Source organism: Robinsoniella peoriensis (assembly GCF_000797495.1).
Taxonomy (GTDB): Bacteria; Bacillota; Clostridia; order Lachnospirales; family Lachnospiraceae; genus Robinsoniella; species Robinsoniella peoriensis.
Genome location: NZ_JTGN01000006.1, coordinates 356,428 through 378,282, shown reverse-complemented (window position 1 = coordinate 378,282; position 21,855 = coordinate 356,428). Strand labels below are relative to the sequence as shown.

The 21,855-nt window shown below is 42.7% G+C and carries 18 protein-coding genes; 15 read left to right on the top strand and 3 right to left on the bottom strand.

Annotated features, from left to right (window positions below; all coding sequences use genetic code 11):
- Positions 1–43: 43 nt before the first annotated feature.
- From QR40_RS14415 to QR40_RS14405, 3 genes are read right to left on the bottom strand one after another with little or no spacing between them, the layout of a single operon-like run.
- Complete coding sequence (locus QR40_RS14415) at positions 44–1,966, bottom strand: sensor histidine kinase (protein ID WP_044295681.1); 1,923 nt, start codon at positions 1,964–1,966, stop codon at positions 44–46.
- Between the two features lie 39 nt (positions 1,967–2,005).
- Entirely contained in the window at positions 2,006–3,997 is a 1,992-nt protein-coding gene (locus QR40_RS14410) for a hypothetical protein (RefSeq protein WP_044295680.1), read from the bottom strand.
- A complete protein-coding gene (locus tag QR40_RS14405; protein WP_044295679.1) occupies positions 3,998–4,720 on the bottom strand; it encodes a LytR/AlgR family response regulator transcription factor in 723 nt (240 codons plus the stop codon).
- A 206-nt stretch (positions 4,721–4,926) separates the two neighbouring features.
- Here QR40_RS14405 and QR40_RS14400 point away from each other — a divergent pair, with 206 nt between their 5' ends.
- The 15 genes from QR40_RS14400 to QR40_RS14330 all read left to right on the top strand — a co-directional run bounded on the left by QR40_RS14400 (position 4,927) and on the right by QR40_RS14330 (position 21,560).
- On the top strand, positions 4,927–5,622 hold the full coding sequence (locus QR40_RS14400) for a LytR/AlgR family response regulator transcription factor (RefSeq protein ID WP_044295677.1): 696 nt from the start codon (positions 4,927–4,929) through the stop codon (positions 5,620–5,622).
- A 329-nt stretch (positions 5,623–5,951) separates the two neighbouring features.
- Positions 5,952–6,803: a MurR/RpiR family transcriptional regulator gene (locus tag QR40_RS14395; protein WP_044295675.1), complete on the top strand. Its 852-nt coding sequence runs from the start codon at positions 5,952–5,954 to the stop codon at positions 6,801–6,803.
- 26 nt (positions 6,804–6,829) lie between these two features.
- The gene (gene murQ, locus QR40_RS14390) at positions 6,830–7,768 is read left to right on the top strand and encodes an N-acetylmuramic acid 6-phosphate etherase (RefSeq protein ID WP_044295846.1); all 939 of its coding nucleotides are present in this window, start codon (positions 6,830–6,832) and stop codon (positions 7,766–7,768) included.
- A gap of 13 nt (positions 7,769–7,781) precedes the next feature.
- Positions 7,782–9,290 carry an ABC transporter substrate-binding protein gene (locus tag QR40_RS14385; RefSeq protein WP_044295673.1) on the top strand — a complete coding sequence of 503 codons (1,509 nt, stop codon included), beginning with the start codon at positions 7,782–7,784 and terminating at the stop codon, positions 9,288–9,290.
- A gap of 76 nt (positions 9,291–9,366) precedes the next feature.
- Positions 9,367–10,254 (top strand): carbohydrate ABC transporter permease, encoded by an 888-nt coding sequence (locus QR40_RS14380; RefSeq protein WP_044295672.1) that lies wholly within the window; start codon positions 9,367–9,369, stop codon positions 10,252–10,254.
- Between the two features lie 67 nt (positions 10,255–10,321).
- Positions 10,322–11,230, top strand: coding sequence for a carbohydrate ABC transporter permease (locus QR40_RS14375; RefSeq protein ID WP_242858535.1), 909 nt, complete (start codon positions 10,322–10,324; stop codon positions 11,228–11,230).
- Positions 11,231–11,250: 20 nt separating this feature from the next.
- Positions 11,251–12,195 carry an N-acetylglucosamine kinase gene (locus QR40_RS14370; protein WP_052430861.1) on the top strand — a complete coding sequence of 315 codons (945 nt, stop codon included), beginning with the start codon at positions 11,251–11,253 and terminating at the stop codon, positions 12,193–12,195.
- Positions 12,192–13,115 (top strand): ROK family protein, encoded by a 924-nt coding sequence (locus QR40_RS14365; protein ID WP_044295670.1) that lies wholly within the window; start codon positions 12,192–12,194, stop codon positions 13,113–13,115. The genes QR40_RS14370 and QR40_RS14365 overlap by 4 nt, the downstream gene beginning before the upstream one ends.
- Positions 13,099–14,517 carry a 6-phospho-beta-glucosidase gene (locus QR40_RS14360; RefSeq protein ID WP_330373755.1) on the top strand — a complete coding sequence of 473 codons (1,419 nt, stop codon included), beginning with the start codon at positions 13,099–13,101 and terminating at the stop codon, positions 14,515–14,517. The genes QR40_RS14365 and QR40_RS14360 overlap by 17 nt, the downstream gene beginning before the upstream one ends.
- Entirely contained in the window at positions 14,514–15,536 is a 1,023-nt protein-coding gene (locus QR40_RS14355; protein ID WP_044295669.1) for a GNAT family N-acetyltransferase, read from the top strand. Before QR40_RS14360 ends, QR40_RS14355 begins: the two co-directional genes overlap by 4 nt.
- 86 nt (positions 15,537–15,622) lie before the next feature.
- On the top strand, positions 15,623–16,333 hold the full coding sequence (locus QR40_RS14350; RefSeq protein WP_044295667.1) for a PIG-L deacetylase family protein: 711 nt from the start codon (positions 15,623–15,625) through the stop codon (positions 16,331–16,333).
- Between the two features lie 34 nt (positions 16,334–16,367).
- Positions 16,368–17,507 (top strand): DUF1343 domain-containing protein, encoded by a 1,140-nt coding sequence (locus tag QR40_RS14345; protein ID WP_044295666.1) that lies wholly within the window; start codon positions 16,368–16,370, stop codon positions 17,505–17,507.
- A gap of 132 nt (positions 17,508–17,639) precedes the next feature.
- Positions 17,640–17,762, top strand: coding sequence for a hypothetical protein (locus QR40_RS32610; RefSeq protein WP_255348111.1), 123 nt, complete (start codon positions 17,640–17,642; stop codon positions 17,760–17,762).
- A gap of 998 nt (positions 17,763–18,760) precedes the next feature.
- Positions 18,761–20,527, top strand: coding sequence for a glycoside hydrolase family 3 protein (locus QR40_RS29890; RefSeq protein WP_052430860.1), 1,767 nt, complete (start codon positions 18,761–18,763; stop codon positions 20,525–20,527).
- 328 nt (positions 20,528–20,855) lie between these two features.
- A complete protein-coding gene (locus QR40_RS14330) occupies positions 20,856–21,560 on the top strand; it encodes an aspartate/glutamate racemase family protein (protein WP_044295663.1) in 705 nt (234 codons plus the stop codon).
- Positions 21,561–21,855: the final 295 nt, after the last annotated feature.

Sequence of the window (21,855 nt, the reverse complement as noted above, 5' to 3'; positions counted from 1 at the left end):
AAAGAACAGTGCCCCTTTTTAGGGGCGTTTTTTATAGTCCTTTTTATCCGGAATGTTCATGATTCATTGGTAACAGTATCGATGTCCGGAATTCGTTTTGCAAAGTCTCAAATTTTATTATGCCGTTGTATTGTTCAACAGCAGCTCGAATACTGAATATGCCCAGACCGGATTCTTTCCGGTCTCTTTTATCGGATAAGAAGCCACCTTTTGAGTCAGCCAGGGCGAGCGTATCACAGTTATTATCAATAGTGATAGAAAGCATAAAGCCTATAGGCTGAATACATATCTGAATGCGGGCTTCTCCTTTTGCCATGTGCTTTGATGCCTCCAATGCATTTTCCAGGCTGTTTCCTAATATGATACACAAATTGATTTCAGATATCCCGCCCAAATCATCCGGCAGATTGATCGCTGTTTTTGTGGGAATTTCATCCTGTTTAGCAAGTATCAGATAATGAACCAGAATAGAATTAACGGCATGATTCTGACATAATATTATGTTTGAAGCAGATTTAAAATGATTTTCGAATTGATCTAGATACCGTAAAAGGCTTTCCTGTTCATGGCTTTCAGCCAGGGAGCGGATCGTAAGTATGTGGTGCCGCAGGTCATGACGGTTTTTGGCAGCACTCTCGATGGATGAAATCAGACGCTGGTATTGTTCCTGCTGCACCTCTAACTGGCGCTTATCATATCGTTCCTGTTCTTTCAGAATCAGCATATTGCGGTATACAGATATGGTTTCTGAAAACAGAATGCTGAATAGTAAAAGGACTACGATAAATCCGGCTATTTCTAAAGGCCATCCCGCAACAATCGGTTCATAAAGAGGGAAGATGCGGTCGATCGCCAGAGCCGATCCCATAAGTCCAAAGCCGGCTAAAAGGCGCCTGGAATATCTGGTTTTATCTAAAATGGCAGTCATGGTGCTGAGTACGAGATAGCCAGCCGCAATCCATTTGTAGTACATTAATAATTTACTGTAGAGAAGCATGGCATTAATGCTGTCCGTCCAGTAAAGGGGCATCATGAGGACAATCACACATATAAGCAGGCTGGCGGCTGACATAGGATAGCGGTATTTTCCGGGTATCCGGCAGATATTACCCTGTTGTAAAATCAGTATAAATAACATGGCATACAAACTAAAAGATTCTAAGCGGTACCAGAAAGTACTGTCTAATCCCAAGGTATGAATCAATGGATAGCTGATATATCCCGCATAAAAGATGCAGAGTAAAAAGAACAGGACAGCATTTTTTACTTGCTTGCTTTTCAGCTGTGTGAGCAGATAAAAGCATCCAATGAGGAGTGTAACCGTAAATGCCATTGTATATATGAGCGGCCTTAGAATAAAAAGCTTTGTAACGATGGAGGGGTTACCAAAGGCCGGAGGATAAGTAAGGCCGCTGTACAGACTGTCCAAATCGGTTGCCTGTATCACGATTTCAATTTTATCGGATGCCGGAATCGTAATCAGGGTGTTGGCAATACCTCTCTGAAAGTTATCAGGTTCCACTGTACCAAATGAAGAGACTAACGCTCCATTTATCCAGATACGGCATGAAGAATAAATCTCCGGAAGCTCCAGCATCCTGGGGGAAGCAGTATCAGTGAGGATGGTAATGCGGTATGTTGCACTGCCATGGGGGCTTTTCCCTTTATCGCCCAGTTCAAAGCCTCCATGCTGTCCGATTGATACATAATCACTGCAAATGGGTTTCCGGGAATGGAATTCATCAGGTGAAAGAAGCTGGTATTGGTAAAATTCCCAGCCGCTGATAAGATATACAAAATCTTTACCCGTATTCCGGAGATCCAATACGCCGTTTTGTCCCTGTGGTGTTTCTAATGCATATTTATTATTGTAAATGGCATTGATTGAAAATAAAAGGATGCCGGCTATCAAGATAACGGCAAGCAATAAAGGATAGCTGTCTTTTTGTCTGGGGGATATCTGCAATGCAGGAAGCTCCTTTCCATGAGGATTTGATCATTTGTATTAAGATTTCCGTTTACCTCTCCAATATAGCGTAAGGCATGCCAAAATAACTGCAGAGCACAGGAGTAAGATTTTGGGCAGAACCTGACCAGATTTACCTACAGGCATTGGATCTGAGATATTACTTTTAACAGACGGGCTTTCTGCATTTCCGTTAGCTTTTAAAACAGGTGAGGTTTCCGCCATGAAAGTTCCTTTTTTCTCCGGTATTTCCGTATTAGCTGAAGCTATAGCTCCTGTCTCCGGAATTTCTGTAATCATGCCGTTTTCTGATTGCTGCGCCGTTTCATTTAGAGGGGAATTATCTGACTCTTCGCTACCGCCTTCACTGGAATTATGTTCAGCCTGACCAGGCAGGGGGCTATCCGTCGAACCGGCACCTTGCTGGGAATCTTGCGGTTTGGATGATGAATTATCCTTATGTTCAGAGGAGTGTGTAACTTCCTGCCGGGGCGGCTTTGTGGCAGGTGTTTCAGAGGAAGGCACTTTATCGGTCGCAGGCTCTGTTTCCGTATCCGGAGCAGAAGGCTTTGAATCTTCAGAAGGAATCTTCTCATCGGGAGATGGAGATGGCAGAGCTTCATCAGCTGGAGGTATGTTATTCGGTGGCTTAACTGTGTTGTTCGGCGGAGGCACTATCTGATCATCCCGATCGCTTCCATCCCTGTCACCATCGGAGATCTCAGGTGTGAGGCGTCCGGAGTCATCAAATTCAATCTTCAGGATATTAGTTCTGGTTGTCGTGCCGTTTGCTGTAATATCTGCCTGAAAAAGGTAACTTAAGCTTTTATCCAGAGCCGTTTCCAGATAGAGTTCTCCGGGGTATAGGAAAGAAAAACTTTCAAATGGATTCCAGGTAGAACCTTCATCTGTGGAAAAATATAGTTCGATCAGGGAATCCGCAGAAGGAGTCTGATAAAAATAAATCCGGATATTTTTATTTATGGAACCAGCACTGTGTAAATAGTAATTACCGGGCGTGGTTACTAAAACAGTCCCGTGTATCTGCGGGAAATCATAATCTAATCCCAAAACAGGAAAAGATTCCTGATAAGTTGTCAGCTTATAAATACCGGGAGTCTGCGTATCTATATTCCCGATATTCCAGGTGACAGGCAATAAAGCAATACGATCAGGCACAGACGGATCATCTGAATGAAAATTAAAACGTGCCGTAGAAGAAAGCCTGTTCAGCAGAGTGTCAACAGATCCTGGAGCTATAACATAATTGACGAAAAATTCATTTAATGTCACTGCCCGGTGAATGATTGTGGCGTTAGCCGGTACCACAGACATGCCGCAGCAGTCCAGTGTAACGGTTCCCGTAGTCTCCAAAGGTTTGCCACTGCCAGTTATACCAGTTAAAAACAAGGTTATATTACCCAGGGCTTTTATGCCCAGAGCTCCGTTAGAGAGGGTGATATTAAAAGAGTCAAGTGATACGTCTCCGGTGCATTTGATGCCAATACTGTCAGGTCCGGAAACAGACATATTGAAAAAACTGCTGGTTAGGAGGCTGCTGGGGCCATCCTGTAAGTCGGAATATACATCTCCCTTAAAATAAAGCCCGCAGCCATCAACCACCTTTATTTTTACTGTATTAGTAAAAAAGATACTGGCAGATGATGTTGTTTCTATTACCGGTTCGGGATTATCAATGCTGATCAGCGTGACTTCACCGTATATGTTTAAGGAACTTGATTGAGGGAGCTTAAACCCATATCCATTCATATGTATGGTAACTGATGCCGTAGTCTTCAGAATAAGATATTTGCCGGTGTCGATATTATTCCCCAGGGTAACTTCTCCTCCGCCTGGATGTCCGGCAAACCAATTCATAAGTTCTTCCCGGGAATATACCATATCGGCATTGCCGGTGTCTGCACGGGATGCACTGCCTGCCGATACTGGCAGGCACAGACTCGTGGAGAATAGAAACAAGGTGATCAGCAGGGTACCATAGTATATCATTCGTGTAAATCTATGTTCCATTTAGATTGATTCCTTTCTTGTACGTTTCCACAAATAGTCATAATAAGCCTGCTTTACCATTAGAGAACCACGCAGGCGGATAGGCGCTTTTTCTTTGTTTGTCATTAGAAAATCATGTTCCTGAACGGTTTCTATGTAATTCATATTTACGAGACAACCCCTGATGCTGTCCAGAAATGGCAATCCTGCAACCTGTTTTTTCAGCTCACGGTAGGAGAGATATGTTTCAATGACCTCATCTTCAAGATGCAGTACGGTGATACGCCCTCTGCTTTCAGTCCAGTAAATATCACATAATAATATGTTGCGAACCAGCCTCTTATCTTTAACCACCAGGTAATGAGCAGACTGGTTCAATAAATCCCGGCATTTTTTCATGGAGGTATCCAGTGCATCATAGGTAATTGGCTTAATCAGATAATCCGTAGCAGACACACCGAAGGCCTGTAAAGGGTGATCGAGACTGGTGGTAGTAAAAATCAGGTGAAAGCTGGTATCCTTTTTGCGCAGCAGTCTTGCTGCCTGCATACCGTCCAAAGATTGCATATAGATGTCCAGAAAAATAAGTGGGAATCTGTATTTATCAAAATCTGAAAGAAGCTCCCTGGAAGATGGATAGGTGTATAATTCAATAGGTATTTGCTGATTGCTACCGTAATCCTCCAAAAGTCTCGTCAAGTTGTCTAAATCATATGTATTATCATCACAGATAGCTATTTTCATGTTTCATTCTCCTGTTTTTCTTATCGGTAATATTATACCATGTTTTCATTTGATTTCGTGATTTTTATTACAAAAAACTGCGTTTTATTACAAGTGAATTGTTATTCTTACTGAAATCTGTTTTTATAACAGTAAAGCAGATATTTATTCTGTCAGACAGAGCGTGCTTCAACCACGCTCAAAGGTTACAAGGGAGGTGTTGAGGTATGCTGGCAGCTGTTTGTGATGCTTGTTTCAAAGACGCTGAGTTGCTGCAGTCTTATATTTACAGGTATGGACATGAAAATGCAATGGATATCAAGATACATTTGCATCATTCCATATTCTCTATGAAAAACGCACTGAAACGCTACTGTTATGATGTGGTTTTCCTGGATATCGGAATGGAAGAAGGTGAGGGTAAGGTACTTGCAGAGGAAATATGCGGAGAGTATCAGGGAAAATTAATTTTTATAACCGGATTACGTGATTATGCAGTAGAAGCATTTCGCCTATATGCAGTAAATTATTTGCTAAAGCCGGTGGGATATTTACAAATATGTGATTGCTTTGCCAGACTTAGTATTTCCTGTTCGGAGGCATGTATTCAGGTAAGGTGTGGGTACCGGAAGGTCTCGATTCCACTTAAGGCGATCGAGTATATTGAATCCTTTAATAACAAGGTAATTATACATACGGAAAATCAGGAGTTTACGACCTATGAGAACCTGAGTATGCTTTATCAGGAATTGAAATCGGCTTGTTTTATACAGCCATATCGCAGTTACATTGTAAATATGTCCTATATAAAGTTGTTGGATAAGGACATGATCCTGTTAAAAAACGGAAAAGAGCTTCAGGTATCCAGGAAGCGGAAGCAAGAGGTGATGGAGCGATATAGCAGATTTCTGTTTGAGAACTAAATTGCTGGATCGTATCCTATTGCTGAGTAGGTATAATTGTCTCTATTTTTTCAAAAAAGGTGTCGGCGCGCAGGGAAAAAGCGCGCCGGCGCCTTTTTTATTTTCTGGTGAAAGAGGTTGTATCGAAATTGCACAATTAAGGGTGTAAATTAGGGGAAAGTACCAATAGATGAAACAAAGTACCATAAGTAGACTGAATTATAGACAGATATGTTTCATGTATGTATAATGAACACAATAAATAAACAAAAAACACAAAAATATAGGTCGTATTGCATAATGAATTTTTTGCTATATGAGAGATATGTAGAAAGGATTGGTCAGAATGCATGGAAAGTGTTTTGGTGAGGCTGCGTGAGTATTATGATCAGGCAAGCAATACAGAAAAGAGTATCATTTCTTTTTTGCTGGAGAATCCGGAGGAAGCAGCAGAGATGAGTATCCATCAGCTGGCAGACAGAGTATATGCTTCTGCTTCCACAATTACAAGGCTTTGTCATAAGACGGGCTTTCCCCAGTATAAAAGGTTCCAGAAATCGCTGTTGTATGAGCTTGCTGTCCGCAAAGAAAATGTACTGGGATTGGATTATGAAATTCATCGTGATGATTCCCTTGAAAATCTGGTGGATAAAATCACCTATAAGAGTATTGCTTCGCTGGAAGATACCAGAAGTTTAATCGATATAGAAACGCTGGAGAAGTGCCTGGATTTACTTAAAAATGCCAGAATGGCTGCTTTTTTTGGGATTGGTGCTTCGCTTTTAGTGGCAAAAGATGCTTATCTGAAGTTTTTAAGAATCAATAAGCCGTGTCAGGTATGTGAAGATTACCACGCCCAACTGGTACAGGCAAAGATAATGGGACGGCAGGATGTGGCTATTATGATCAGCTACTCCGGGCAGACCAGGGAGATGATATCCTGTGCAAAAATATTGAAAAATGCCCAGGTACCCATGATTGCAATTACCTGTTTTAAAGAATCGCCCCTGTCGAAACTGACGGATTATAATCTTTATGTAACGGCAACGGAGTATGCATTTAAAACGGGTAAGCTGGCATCCCGGCTGGCACAGCTGAATGTAATTGACATTTTATATGTGGCTTATATTCAGAGAAATTATGAATCATGTATGGTTTCCCTAAAGAAAACTTACATATCAAAAACAGATACCCAGGAGTGAAAGAGAGGGATTGGATGCACAAAAAAATGGTAGATTTGAAGAAAATGTCAACAGAAATGCGCAATGCAGAAACCATGGCATTGGATGAAATGACGCCTCTTGAAATTATTTCGATTATGAATCATGAGGATGAAAGCGTGGCAAAGGTGGTGAAAAGGGAGCTTCCCAGGATAGCACAGGCGGTTGAATGGACAACAAAAAGCCTGCAGAGCGGAGGAAGGATCATTTACATAGGAGCGGGTACCAGCGGAAGGCTTGGTATTCTGGATGCCTCTGAGTGTCCCCCCACTTTTGGGGTATCATACGACTGCGTAGTGGGTATTATTGCCGGAGGGAAGGAGGCGTTTATAAAAGCAGCAGAGGGCGCAGAAGATAATCCATATCTTGGAAGAGATGATCTGATAAATATCAAATTGACAGACAGAGATACGGTAATTGGTATTGCAGCCAGCGGCAGAACGCCATATGTACTGGGAGCGCTGGAATATGCAAAAGAAACGGGATGCAGGACAGTTGCCATTGTCTGCAATGAAAATATGGAAATGGGCAGGACAGCAGATATTGGAATCGAACTTCTGACGGGCCCCGAGATTCTGACGGGCTCCACCAGGCTAAAGGCAGGAACAGCAGAAAAAATGGTACTGAATATGATCTCTACCGCAAGTATGGTAGGTATCGGAAAAGTATATGAGAACCTGATGGTAGATGTACAGCAGACAAATGAAAAGCTGGTATGCCGTGCTGAGAATATTGTTATGGAGGCTGTGAACTGCAGCAGGGAAGAAGCCAGGGAGGCATTAAGAGAGGCAGGCGGAGAAGCAAAACTGGCAATCACAAGAATGCTGGTGGATTGCAATATTGCAAGAGCCCGCAAACTGCTTAAGGATGCAAAAGGAAAGATTCGGTTAGCAGTCAAAAATGGAAAAAGGGAAACGGATCAACTTAACATTTCAAAACAGATGTAGATGGAGGACAAAAATGAAAGGTAAAAAATTATGGGGATTTGGGATGGCAGCAGTGATGGCAGCATCGGTTATAGCAGGTTGTGGCGCTTCCACAGCGAATGAGACAAAAAGCAGTGTAAAAGACAGTTCTCAGGAAACAGCAGATGCAGGAAACGCTGCAGATAGTTCAAAGGAGAGCAGTCCGGCAAATGAAAAAGAAATTGCTGCCCAGGAAAAGGATGTGGTCACGGCCCTGCTTCCACCCGTATCCGCTACCTATCAGGATAAAATCAATTCTTATGTGGAAGCTTTTAACAAGGATAATCCGGAGGTTGAGATTCAGGTAACAACGGCAAGCTGGGAAGATGTCACCCAGAAGTTAGATGTTCAGGTAAATGCAGGATCTCCGCCTGATATTGCATTTATCGGCTCAGATGGACTATCCAAATATGTAGATTCCGGCATGGCAGTGGATATATCCAGGTATGCGGATGAGGATATGATGCAAGATTTTGACCAGGATATCTTAAATTACTTTAAAAATGGAGATGGAATGTATGGTTTTCCGGCTTATTGTGAGGTTCAGTGTATCGGCGGCAACCGCCAGTTTCTGGAAGATTCAGGAATAGACTGGAAAAACATACAGGAAGAGGGCTGGAGTTATGATGAGTTTCGTGACGCAATCAAAAAAGGTGTTGTAAAAGATGGGGATACCATCAGCCGTTATGGATTTCTGTTTGCCTGCTCAGGTGTGGCGGCAAAGGATTATTTCAGTATCTTTGTGCGAAATGCGGGGATGCCGTCGGCATTTGATAAAGACTTAAAATATGCCTATACCAGTACTCAAATGTTAAGTTTTCTAAAGGATCTGAGGACATTGATCGATGACGGATCGATGCCGAAAGAACTGGGATCAATAGATGCCGGGAAACGTTGGAATATGTTCCTGACCGGTCAGACAATGATTACCGGAAAAGGACTGTCTTCTTTTGAAAAAAGTGCTGCTGATAATAATGAAAAACTGAAAAATAAGGATAACAGTGCAGTAGAGAACAGCATTGAATTAGATTACATTGTTCTTCCCGTTCCGGTATTTGAGGGCGGGGAACAGCAGTCATACGGTGCAGTGGACGGATATATCTGCCTTTCCGGAGAAAGAAATCCGGATGAAGCCCATCTCAAAAATGTAGCTAAGGCAGCGTATTATCTGGCAAGCGGTGAGCGGGCAGCACAGACCTGCCAGGAATTATATTTAAACCCAATCTGTGAAAGCGGACGTAAAGCATATGATACACTTCCTTCGATAGAAAACAAAAATGAAAATAATACAAAAGCAGTGCAGAAGCTTTTAACGCAGGTCGGAGAAGCACGACCGGATATCCCGGCGGATTTAAGTGCCAGTGCAATCAAAATTGAGGATGAAATTATAGTGCCGAAATTCCAGGGACTGCTGGCTGGGGAAGTATCACCGGAAGAGATGTATCAGGCAATCAAAGACGCAGCATATGAAAGGTTTGGCGAAGATGGTTGTGTAAATAATTAAGTATAAGGGGGTGGAGCGGAGATATTTCACATCTGTGAAGGCTGACTTCGCAGCACCCCCTGGAAAGTAGAAGACGATGACGAATAAAAAACATAAACTGAAAAAAGATGCGCTCTGGGGATATATTTTTATTCTTGTCCCCCTTACAACTTTTATTGTTTTCACCTTGTATCCGGTTATTTCTGCTGCGGTCACCAGCTTTCAGCACTACAAACCCCTGAAAACAACCTGGGTAGGATTTGACAATTATCTGTCTGCTTTTAAGAACGCTTTATTTTACAAAGCACTGAAAAACACGCTGGTATACACCATTTTTGCAGTACCCATATCCATGTTTTTATCCTTTTCTATTTCTTTATTCATTCTTCCCTTTAAGAAAAGGACGCAGACCGTTTTTAAGGCGGTATTTTATCTTCCGGCTATTGCGTCCGGGGTGGCTCTTTCCTTTGTATGGAAGTGGATTTATGATCCGCTGCCAACGGGGCTTTTAAACAGTGTGCTTCGTATATTTGGTATCAGCAGCCAGAACTGGCTGGGAAGTTCTAAGACGGCGATGGTATCCCTGATTATTATGGCTGTTTTTTCCGGTCTGGGTACCAGCATAATCATTTATATTGCGGCACTGCTTGGTATTGATTCCACATATTATGAGGCAGCAGACATTGATGGGGCATCCTTTTTTCAAAAAGTACGATATATAGTGTGGCCCATGGTAAAACCAACTACGGTATTTCTGGCAATCACCGGTGTCATCAACGGATTTCAGTCATTCCAGAATGCCTACCTGATGACCGGCGGCGGCCCGGATAATGCGACTACGATGGCGGGACTTTTGATTTTTAACCGGGCGTTTAAATACTTTGAGTATGGGGAAGCCTGCGCCCAGGCATTAATTCTGGCTGTAATCATTGCAGTATTTGCAGTATTCCAGTTCAAGCTAAGTGCCAATGATGTGGAATATTAGATCCTGATTGAAAGAAAATTATGATATAGAAAGGAAGCCACATTGTGATTCTTTCAATCTGTTTATTGTGGCAGTATTGCAGGTATGCCTGCAGTATGCAATGGGTATAAGGATGGGATTATATAAAAACTATGGAAAGAATCAAAGGTATCGAAAAAACCTCAGAAATCTGCTTTTGGCCCTCTTGCTTGTTACCATTGCGGTACTTACCATTTTCCCGATTTACTATATGGTAGTATCCTCCTTTGGAGCACCTACGGAAGCGGGAGGTGCCAGTTATTCTTTGATACCCAGGAATTTCTCTCTGGATTCCTATAAGTTTTTCTTTGGATACAGCAAATATTCGTTTCGCTGGATTTTGAATTCACTTCTTGTGGCATCAGCAGTGACTGTAAGTAACGTAATATTTGCAAGTCTGGCTGGATATGCATTTGCCAAACTGCGCTTTCCGGGATGTAAATTTTTCTTCTTTCTTTTATTAGTGGCGATGATGGTGCCTTATCAGGTGACTCAGGTTCCGCTTTATATCCTGGTTGTGAACGTGCTGAAAATTCAGGATACCTATGCGGCTCTGATAGCACCGACGCTGATTACCTGCTATAACGTCTTTCTGGCAAAACAGTTTTTTACCTCACTTCCCACTTCGATTATGGAATCAGCAAGGATAGAGGGATGCAGCCAGCCCATGATTGTATGGAAGATTGTGGTGCCGCTTTCTAAGACTATCCTTTCGGTTATGGCGATTATGACATTCTTAGGAGAATGGAATACTTTTTTCTGGCCGTTTCTGGTTTCAAACCAGGAATTTATGCAGACGATTCAAGTGGGACTAAAGAACTTCAGTTTTGCAAATACGACCTATTTTGCTCCTATGATGGCAGGTGCAACAGTTTCAGCTCTTCCGATGTTTATCCTGTTCTTTGCACTTCAAAGATATTTTCTGGAAGGGGTAACCGTGGGGGCTGTGAAAGGATGAGTGTGGCAGAGAGGTGAATCATGGATATTAATGAGAAGATCCGGTACGGAAGTTACATATTGGCAATTGACGGCGGTGGAACAAAAACTGTGATTTTAGCAGCTGACTGTGTTGGTACAATTATGGCCCGACTGGAAGCAGGCCCCTTGAACATGAACGGACAGAAGGAAGAAACAGTGCAGAAAATGCTGCTGGGCGCATTTGCCTGTCTGAAGCAGCAGGGATTTGCTATGGAAAATTGTATGCAGATTGGTATTGGAACGGCGGGGATCAGCAATCCTGTGGCGGCAGGTCTTTTAAAGAAAATCTGCAAGAGGGCAGGGTTTTTATGTGAACCAGAACTGTTCGGGGATCATGAGACGGCATTGGCGGCGGCTTTTCCTTCTTGTAAGGGATGTATATTAATCGCCGGTACAGGGTCTGTCTGCATGGGAACAGGGGAAAGTGGCATCTTGTACAGGGCTGGCGGCTACGGGCATCTGATCGATGACGGCGGAAGTGCTTATTTCATTGGAAGAGAAATACTGTCTGCTGTTGTACAAAGTGAGGACTGCCGAGCGAAGAAAACCCTGCTGGTGCAGATGGTATTTGAACACCTGCAGATCAAAACAACAGAAGAAATGATCCGCTGGATTTATCAGGAGAACAGGACCAAAAGCGATATAGCATCTCTGGCGGTTTTGTGCGGAGCGGCAGCTGAAAAAATGGATATAACAGCATGTGGGATACAAGACAGAAGCGCGGATGAACTTGTTAAACTTGCAAAGGCTGTACTGCATCGAATCCCGGAGGAACATAATCTGGTTTTTGCCGGAAGCGTCCTGCTGAAAAATAAGGAAATCTGCAGACGGACAAAGGAACAGATGCTGTTGGAATTCCCCCATCTTCATGTAAAACTTGCAGAGGCGGAATCGGCAGAAGGTACTCTGAGATTGTTGTTGAAAAAAAAGGGGGAGACAAAATGAGAAAAGTCTGGCTGTTGGAAAAAGACAGGGAAAAGATGAAGAAATATTTGGCAGTTGATATAGGCGGCACTTTTTTGAAGTACAGTCTGATGAACGATGAATATCAGGTCTTAGAGGAAGGTGAGGAGCCTACCGCTAAGAACCCGGAGCAATTTTTGGAACAGATAAAAATGACAGTGAAACGATATCAGCAGAAAATATGCGGCATAGCTGTGTGCATGGCCGGATTTATCAATCCGGTAACAGGAGAAAATACGGATTACAGCGTAGGGGAGAATTTTCGGAAGTACAATTTAAAAAAGGAACTGGCGGATACCTTTAATGTGCCTGTTTTGATTGAAAATGACAGCAATTGTGCCGCAGTTGGAGAATTAATAAAGGGTTCGGGCCAGGATATACAAAATTTTTGTATGCTGACCTTTGGAACCGGTATAGGCGGGGCAATGATTATAGACAGACACCTCTACAGAGGAAGCCATTATAAGGCCGCAGAAGCCGGATTGGTGAAACTGGAATATACATCGTCAGATGGGGTAAGTGCCAGCGCAACGTCCGTATTGGTACGTGCAGTATCCCGGGAGCTGGGAAGAGAAGTTGACGGGATCTATGTATTTGCACATTTGGATGATCCGAAAGTTTTTAACATTTACCGCGAGTGGCTGAATAAAGCGGCGATGGCTGCCGGAAACGCAGCTATGCTTCTGGATCCCGAAAAAATGCTGATTGGCGGTGCAGTTTCCCACCAGCCCCGTTTTCTGGTGGATCTGCAGGAGGAGGTCTATCGCCTTTATCCTCAGTTAAGAGCATATACAAAAATTGAGGCCTGCCGCCTGGGCAATCAGGCGGGAAGAATTGGAGCATTGCATTTGTACCGGATAACATTTGAAGAGGAGGATGAGGAGCTTGACAGAGAAGAATGAAAGCAAATGTGAAAGGAAATGTCAAAGGAGTAGTGAAGGGAGCAGAAAAGGGAATATTGAAAAGAAGAATGAACGGAATATTGAGAAGAAGAACAGCGGTGTAAAAGTGGTTACCATCGGCGGGGGTTCCAGCTATACGCCGGAGCTGGTAGACGGTTTCATAAAACGTTATGACGAACTTCCGGTAAAAGAACTATGGCTGGTTGATATCCGGGAGGGATTGGAAAAAATGAATACAGTTGCCGGCCTTGCAAGAAGGATGGTAAAGAGGGCACAAATACCAATGGAAATACATACAACCCTGGATCGGAGGGCGGCTTTGGAAGGAGCTGATTTTGTTACCACCCAGCTTCGGGTGGGACAGCTGGAAGCTCGGATAAAGGATGAAAGAATTCCCCTTTCACACGGCATTCTCGGGCAGGAAACCAACGGAGCCGGAGGGCTTTTTAAAGGATTGAGAACGATTCCTGTCATTGCTGATATCTGCCGTGACATCAAAGAAATATGTCCTGAGGCATGGCTGATAAATTTTACCAATCCTGTGGGTATGGTGATGGAAGGAATTCACAGATATACGGACTTTCATAAAATTATCGGTTTATGTAATGTTCCGATAGGTATGCACAAGGCAATTGCAGACCTGCTGGAACGGCCTATAGATGAGGTACGGGTTGATTTTGGAGGATTGAACCACATGGTATTTGGTACCAGAGTAGAAGTAGATGGAATTGATTTGACCAGAGAAGTGTTAAAGCTTTGGGGTGACCAGAGCGTTCAGAATATAACTTCCATATCGTGGGATCCGGATTTTGTGGAAGAACTGGGTGTAATACCCTGTTCTTATCACCGCTATTATTATATGACAAAAGAGTATCTGAAGGAGGCTCTGGAAAAATACGAAAAGCATGAAGTGAGGGCTGAATTCGTCAAAGCTGTTGAGGATGAATTGTTCGCACTGTATCAGGATCCGGCATTAAACGAGAAGCCAAAACAGCTAGAAAAGCGTGGTGGGGCTTATTACAGTAATGCAGCATGCAGTCTGATCAGTTCTATTTATAATGACACAGGGGATATTCAGGTGGTTAATACGGTGAACCATGGTGCCATCGATAATTTTGAAGAAGATGAAATTGTAGAAGTGAGCTGCCGGATTACCGCAAAAGGACCGGTACCGATTAAAATTGGCAGGCTTCCCCGCGCGGTAAATGGCCTCATTCAACAGATTAAATCATTTGAAATCGCAGGATGTGAGGCTGCATTTACAGGGGATAAGAAAAAAGTACTGCTGGCACTGATGATTAATCCGCTGGTCATGTCCCAGGAGACAGGGCGTGCAGTAATGGAAGAATTATTTCAGGCACACGGAGATTATCTGCCACAGTTTAAGGGAGGTATTTCGTGAAGATAACAGAAATAATAGCAGAGAGCAGGGAAGCGGAACAGGCATACTTGATGTTCAGCCAGTCTTGTAAAGAAAGGGAAATGCTTCATCTGATCCTTTCCAGGAAAGAATTTGAGGATAAGTTTTTGCAGCAGCAAGAGGGAATGGAGAAGATTACACTCCTTCTGGAGGATGGCTTTGCATTTGCATCAGGGGTTGTGGACCATCTCACAGGAAAGCTGTTTGTAACGATGGTAGTAACAGATAAATCCTTACGGAGAAAAGGCTTTGGCAGAATAGTATTGTCTGCATTAGAAAAGCAACTGATGGAACGGGGGCATAATACGGAGCTGGAAATATCTTTTTTCAATCCGGTGCCATTGCCCTGGAGCGCTCCGGGGCAAAAATCGGTAACTCATCCAAATACACCTGGCGTGGACATTCAATCAAATGCATACATTTTCCTGAAAAACTGTGGATATCGGGATTTTGCCATGCAGAACAGTTATTTTCTGAATCTGTCTGATTATAAGGTTCCGGCTGATATGGAGGAGAAAAGTATCCGTCTGTCCGGGGAAGGATATTCGTTTACATTTTTTGATCCCGGTGTTCACCGGGGTATAGAAAAGATGATGAGGGATTTTCAGAATCCATTGTGGGAGAAGGAGATACTTAGTATTAGCACAGAGCTGTCAGAAAGCAATTTTGTATCAAGTTCTTCCGGAAACATAGGAGAAAGGCCGATCTTAGTTCCAGTTTATCAGGGCCAGGTCTGTGGATTTGCAGGACCTCTGGATGTGGAGGAAAGTAAACGGGGCTATTTTGCAGGGATTGGTATTGATAAAACATTCCGTGGAAAAGGGCTGGCTAAGGTACTGTTTTGTTACTTATGCAGAGGGCTGAAGGAAAAAGGTGCAGAATATATGACGCTGTTCACGGGGGAAAATAATCCTGCAAGAAATATTTATGAAGATGTGGGCTTTTCCATTATACATACGTGGGCAGATATGAGAAAGAGATGTAACACAAATCTCCCTTAACTGTGACGCACAGCTGTCAGAAAGCAATTTTAGAATATTCTCTTGGGTTGAAAGAAAATTAAGATATAGAAAGGAAGCATATAGGCATGGAAACGAATGGAAAGCAAAAAACGATTATGGCAATAGGCGGTCATGTGGGTGACGGGGAATTAACTTGCGGAGGCGTGCTGGCGACCCTTTCCTTAAGGGGATACCGCATCGTTACGATTGCATTGACCGGCGGAGAAAGAGGTAATCCGCCGCATCTCACTCCCCGGGAATACAGAATACAGAAGGAACGCGAGGCTGTAGAATTTGCGCAGGCATTAAAAGGTGAGGCTCTGGTTTATCCTTATGTGGATGGAGAACTTCCGGATAACGAAGAGGTAAGGCTCAGGCTTTGTGATGATATTCGAAAATATAAGCCGGAAGCAATTATGACACATTGGAAATACAGTATGCACAAGGATCATGAACTGACTCATAAAATAGTTAAAGATGCATGGTTCTATGCAGGGCTTGCAGGTCTGGAAAGAGCAGAGGGCGCCTGGTTTGCAAAAGGTCCTTATTATGCCCAGAACTGGGAAGACGCAGCACATTATACGCCATATTTATATATGGAGGTATCAAAAGAAGGGTTTGATTTATGGAAAGAAGCCATTTCGAAACATTGGTTTGCAGTAAACAGTCCCAGTTTTCCATATATGGATTACTATGCGCATTTGATGAGATGCAATGGCTGCCTTGCAAGAAAAGAGTATGCCCAGGCATTTACCGTTGAAGAGGAAGCAAAGAAACTGGTTTTACAGGAGTTTTAGGGGAAGGGTTTATTTGATGGGAGGATGGTAGGAAATGATTCGAAATGGTATAGATTGTATTGATGATTACAAGTGGTGGTTTAACGGTAAAAAGCTTGGGCTGATTACTTCGGTTTCCGGTGTTGATAAAAGGCTGGTATCCACGATTGATATTTTACGTGACAAATTTATGCTGTCAGCGCTTTACAGCCCGGAACATGGCGTCCGTGGAAATGTGGATGCAGGAGGTGATGTGGATGCCTATGTGGATCCATATACAAAGATTCAGGTTTATAGTTTATATCGGAAAGATTCAAAGCGGTTCACCAGGGATATGCTGGAGCCGGTGGATACACTGGTCTATGATATTCAGGACCTGGGTGTGAGATATTATACTTTTATTTCAACGATGTATTATGCTATGCAGGAATGTGAGAGATACCAGAAGGAATTGATCATTCTGGACCGTATCAATCCCCTTGGTGACAAAGCGGAGGGGACTATGCTTCAGGATGGTTATGAGAGCTTTGTAGGTGCCTATTCACTTTGTATGCGGTATGGACTGACGATAGGAGAGCTGGCTGATATGATATATCACGAACAGGGGTATCATTTTCCACTGAAAGTACTCCCGGTACAAGGCTGGAAGAGGAACTGGATGTACCCGGATACAGACGGCGTATGGGTGATGCCAAGCCTTGGAATACCCAGGTTCGACACGGCACTTTTATATCCCGGGACCTGTTTATTTGAAGGGACTAATCTCTCAGAAGGCAGGGGGACATCTGCACCTTTTGAAATGATCGGAGCTCCTTTTGCCGACGGATATAAGATAGCGAAGTATATGAATATGAAAAAACTGCCGGGGACCATATTTTCGCCGGCGTATTTCACACCTTTTAGTTCAAAGCATCAGGGAACGGCATGTGAAGGAGTCCATATACACATTACAGATAGAAATGCATTCTGTCCTGTGGAAACCGGTCTGGAATTATTGTTTGCTTTCCGGGACAGCTATCCGGGGGAATTTACCTTTCTGCCACCTTATCAGGATGGAACAAGAAGCATGATAGAGTTACTCTTTGGCAATGGAAAAATACTGGAAGAGGGGCTGCGGGCAGAGGAACTGCTCTTGGGAATTGCCAGAGAAAGCAGTGCATTTTATAAGAGGAAATCTCAATTCCACAGGTATTGAATGATCAAAAGGGAAGCCTTAGAAAGCAATTTTCAGACAATTCTTTAGTACTACAGCGAACGTTTTGTAATGTTTTATTAAGTGCATTAGATTTGGGTTTTGCTGATTAAAGACGCTTTGTAGATGTAGGTAGTGTACGAAAAGATGGGTGTGGGAAACTGGCATGGGCTCCGTCAGCTGGCCGCAGAACTGGTATTTTCTAACCTTTCCGAAGCGCTTTTTGGCGGCACGCGGGTATTCACCGAGAAATCCTGATGCATTTCTCGGTTCAGTACCCGCTTAGTATCCGATGGGAGCCAGTCGAATACTATCCGCCAAAAAGCACTCCGGGAAGCTAAGTAAATACGCAGCTCTGCTCTACGCTTCCTCCGCCCATATCAGTTTCCCACACCCATCTTTCCGAGATTCATGTTACCGCCACAAAGCTGGATTTCTCAGCAGGTTGGAACCCCTTGGCTGTGGCTGGCTGTTCTTTATTGGATGCAGCGTAGTATGTTTCGGCTGTTTATGCGTAAAAAAGATGAAAGTTTGCTACTTTTTCTGGAATGAAGAAACTAATCACTGTGATAAGTTCAGTTGCTTTATGCTACTCGCTTTCGGCATGATAGATGCCCTGAGGCTAAAACTGTCTTATTCTTTATTGGATAGAACTCAGTATGTTTATGGCTGTTTATGCACAAAAGAAGATGAAAGTCTACTTCTTTTTCTGATCGCAGAAAGAAAACAAATCCCGTTCTCAAGATCAGTTGCTTGACATCATTAGCTTTACGCCAATAGCATCCAGCATGTCACAACCCCAGGGTTCCACCACGCTGAGAAAACCAGCTTTGTATCAACGAATGCTATCTCGGAAAGAGAAGGGGGTGGACCAGGATATTGGTTTGGAAGGCGTATAGCAGAGCTGAGCATTTACTTACCTTGCCGGAGTGTTTTTTGGCGGATAGTATTCGACTGGCTCCCATCGGATACTAAGCGGGCACTGAGCTGCGAAATGCATCAGGATTTAGGAGCGAATGCCCGCGTGCCGCCAAAAAGCGCTTCGGAAAGGTTAGAAAATGCCAGTTCTGCGGTAAGCCTTCCAAACCAATGTCCTGGTCCGCCCCCTTCTCTTTCCGTACACTACCTCCATCTACAAAGCGTAATTTACTCAGCGAAACCCAAATATAAGTCATTTAATCGAACCCCATAAAACGTTCACTCTATTTCATAAACTTTCTGGTTTATGGATTAATGGGAAATACAAGGAGACCAAGATGTATTTAGAAAAAATAAATAATTTAGATCAAAAAATAGGACAGTTAATCGTTACCGGGTTTCCTGGCAGTAAACCCGATAAAGGATTCCTGGATCTGGTAAAAAAGGATAAGGTGGGAAATGTTATTTTTTTCTCTTACAACATAAAGAGTAAGGAACAGGCTGCCAGTCTGTGCAGGCAGTTGCAGGAATTTATCCTGGAGGAAACCGGAGTTCTGCCCTTTCTTACCGTTGATGAAGAAGGAGGCGTGGTATCCAGGCTGCCTGTGGATATGGCTGTGCTTCCCTCTGCAATGGCACAGGGGAGGTTCGGAGAGCGCCTTAAATTTCATTCCAGGGAAGGGAACAGCATTTATGAGGGATCTAAAATTGTTGGAGCAGAATTAAAAGCACTTGGTATCAACTTCAATCTGGCTCCGGTACTGGATGTAAACAGCAATCCACGAAATCCAGTAATTGGAGTCAGAAGTTTTGGAAATGAGCCTGTTTTAGTCAGCAAATGTGCAGTACAGGCAGTACGTGGATATCTGGATGCCGGAATTCTATGCACCGGAAAGCATTTTCCGGGACATGGGGATACCGATGTAGATTCTCATCTGGGATTACCTTCTGTAGATAAGAGCAGGGAGCAGTTGGAGAGGGAAGAACTGTTGCCCTTTCAAAATGCTATCGCCGAAGGCATCCCTGCGATAACGATTGCACATATGCTTCTGCCGGCGTTTGAACCTGAAAAAATCCCATGTACCATGTCTAAAAAAGTCATAACAGGTTTGCTCCGGGATCAATTGCAGTTTAAAGGACTGGTCATTACCGATTGTATGGAAATGGACGCTATCAGGAAGTATTATGGGACACCGGCTGGCGTAGTAGAAGCCCTGCGGGCAGGAGCAGACTTAATCTTTATATCCCATACTGCATCAGTAGTCCATGAATCCATACAGGAAATCAAAAAAGCAATAGAAGATGGAAGAATTGAAATGAGCAGAATAGAAGAAGCGCTGCGGCGGGTTTTGAAATATAAGGCACTATATGCGGGAAAATTTTGTGAAAAAAAATATGATACCCAAATTAAAAATAATCATACTGCACAGGTTGATATTAACTCAGATCAGCCGAAGAAATCCAAATATGTTATTAGCGACTCAGATCAGCCGAAGAAATCCAAATATGTTCTTAGTGACTCAGGTCAGCCGAAGAAATCCAAACATGTTCTTAGTGACTCAGGTCAGCCAGTAGATTTAAATCTTGTGGGGACAGTTGAACAGAAAACATTTATGGACGGATTTTACAGAGAATGCATTGATCTCTATAAGCCAGAAGGAATGGATAAAATGGAAGTCGGACAGAGGCCATTGTGGATCGGACCATATCCGGCAAGGACATCACTGGTGCAAAATGATGAAGACAAGAGTTTCTCTTTTTCATCCTATCTTAAAGAAAAATTTGGTGGAGATGCAGTTTTTATGTCGTTGAATCCAAACATGGATGAAATTGACCTTATTTTAAACAAAACTAAATGGTGCAGTGCAATAGCAGTGGGCACTTTAAATGCGCATATGAATCCAGGACAGGTCGAATTGGTAACCAAACTGGCGGCTAATCTGGAAAAGATGGGAAAGCCTATGGCAGTGGCAGCCCTTAGAAATCCTTATGATCTGGAGCAAATGCCGAAAAGTATTTTTCGGGCAGCGCTATATGAGTATAGTGAAAGGGCTCTGCAGGCATTTAGCGAACTTCTTGTTCAGACAGGTAAAATTCTGATCTGACATGAGGGAGAAGAAGACGGGGTTGAAATTTGAAGTATATGACGCCGGTTTATTGTGTTCTATATTTAAAATAAATATGGTAGGAATTTATCAGACTGCAAGGAATATCTTTCTTCTATTAATGTTTTGTTTCTTTTGCGTAATTACAATTATTTATCCTGGTGTGCATTGACACAGGTTTCATAAAAAGTTATACTTTTTATTGTAAATTTGATGTAATATCGTATTTGCAAAAAGAAATGGAGATGTTTTCTTTATTTACAGTTCATCAATAAAGAGAACAGGAAAAGGGCTGCAAAAAGCCTGATTAATAGGAGGAATTTTAATAATGAAAACAATTGGTTTAATTGGAGGCATGAGTTGGGAGAGCACGGTTACTTATTATCAGATCCTAAATAGAGTGGTGAAAGATAAATTGGGAGGTCTTCATTCTGCCAAATGTTTATTATACAGTGTTGATTTTCAGGAAATTGAAGAATGCCAGGCTAACGGAGAATGGGAAAAAAGCGGTAATATCCTGGCAGAAGCAGCAAAAAACCTTGAAAAAGCAGGTGCTGATTTTATTATTATCTGTACGAATACAATGCATAAAGTGGTACCCCAGATAGAGAAGGAAATTGAAATACCGATTCTTCACATTGCAAAAGCTGCCGGGGTGGAATTGAGAAGGCAGGGAATTGACAAGGTAGGACTATTGGGAACAAAGTATACCATGCAGCAGGACTTTTACAAAGAGAATCTGAAATCAAAGCAGGTAGATGTAATCGTTCCCGATAAACAGGATATGGAAATAGTTAATTCCGTAATTTACCAGGAGTTATGCCAGGGCATTATTTCGGAGAAGTCCAAAAATGAATTTTTGAGAATTATTGACGGACTGATGAAAAAAGGTGCCCAGGGCATTATTCTTGGATGTACGGAGATCGGGTTGTTGGTAAACCAGGAAGACACGGAGATTCCCGTGTTTGATACCACTTATATACATGCGAAGCAGGCGGCGATGCTGGCGATGGAGGAGCGGGTTTTGATATAGGGGATTTGATAGGAGGAGGAGGCTGTAAAATAACACTAATGGGTTATTTTGTAGCCTCTCTTTTTATGCTACATTATAAATTCATTCATTAATACCTTTTTATTGAAATATGAATTAATGCGTGTTAGTTACTTTCAGGATTTCACCCAAAGCGGTTTATGTTGAAAAATAGTCTATTAATCATTTTATATTGAATTTGAATTAGGATTTGAGTATTTCATGACATTAATTACACCTTTTAATACAAATATGATAAATATTATATTTTCAATGTTATAATATTTTCAAATACAAT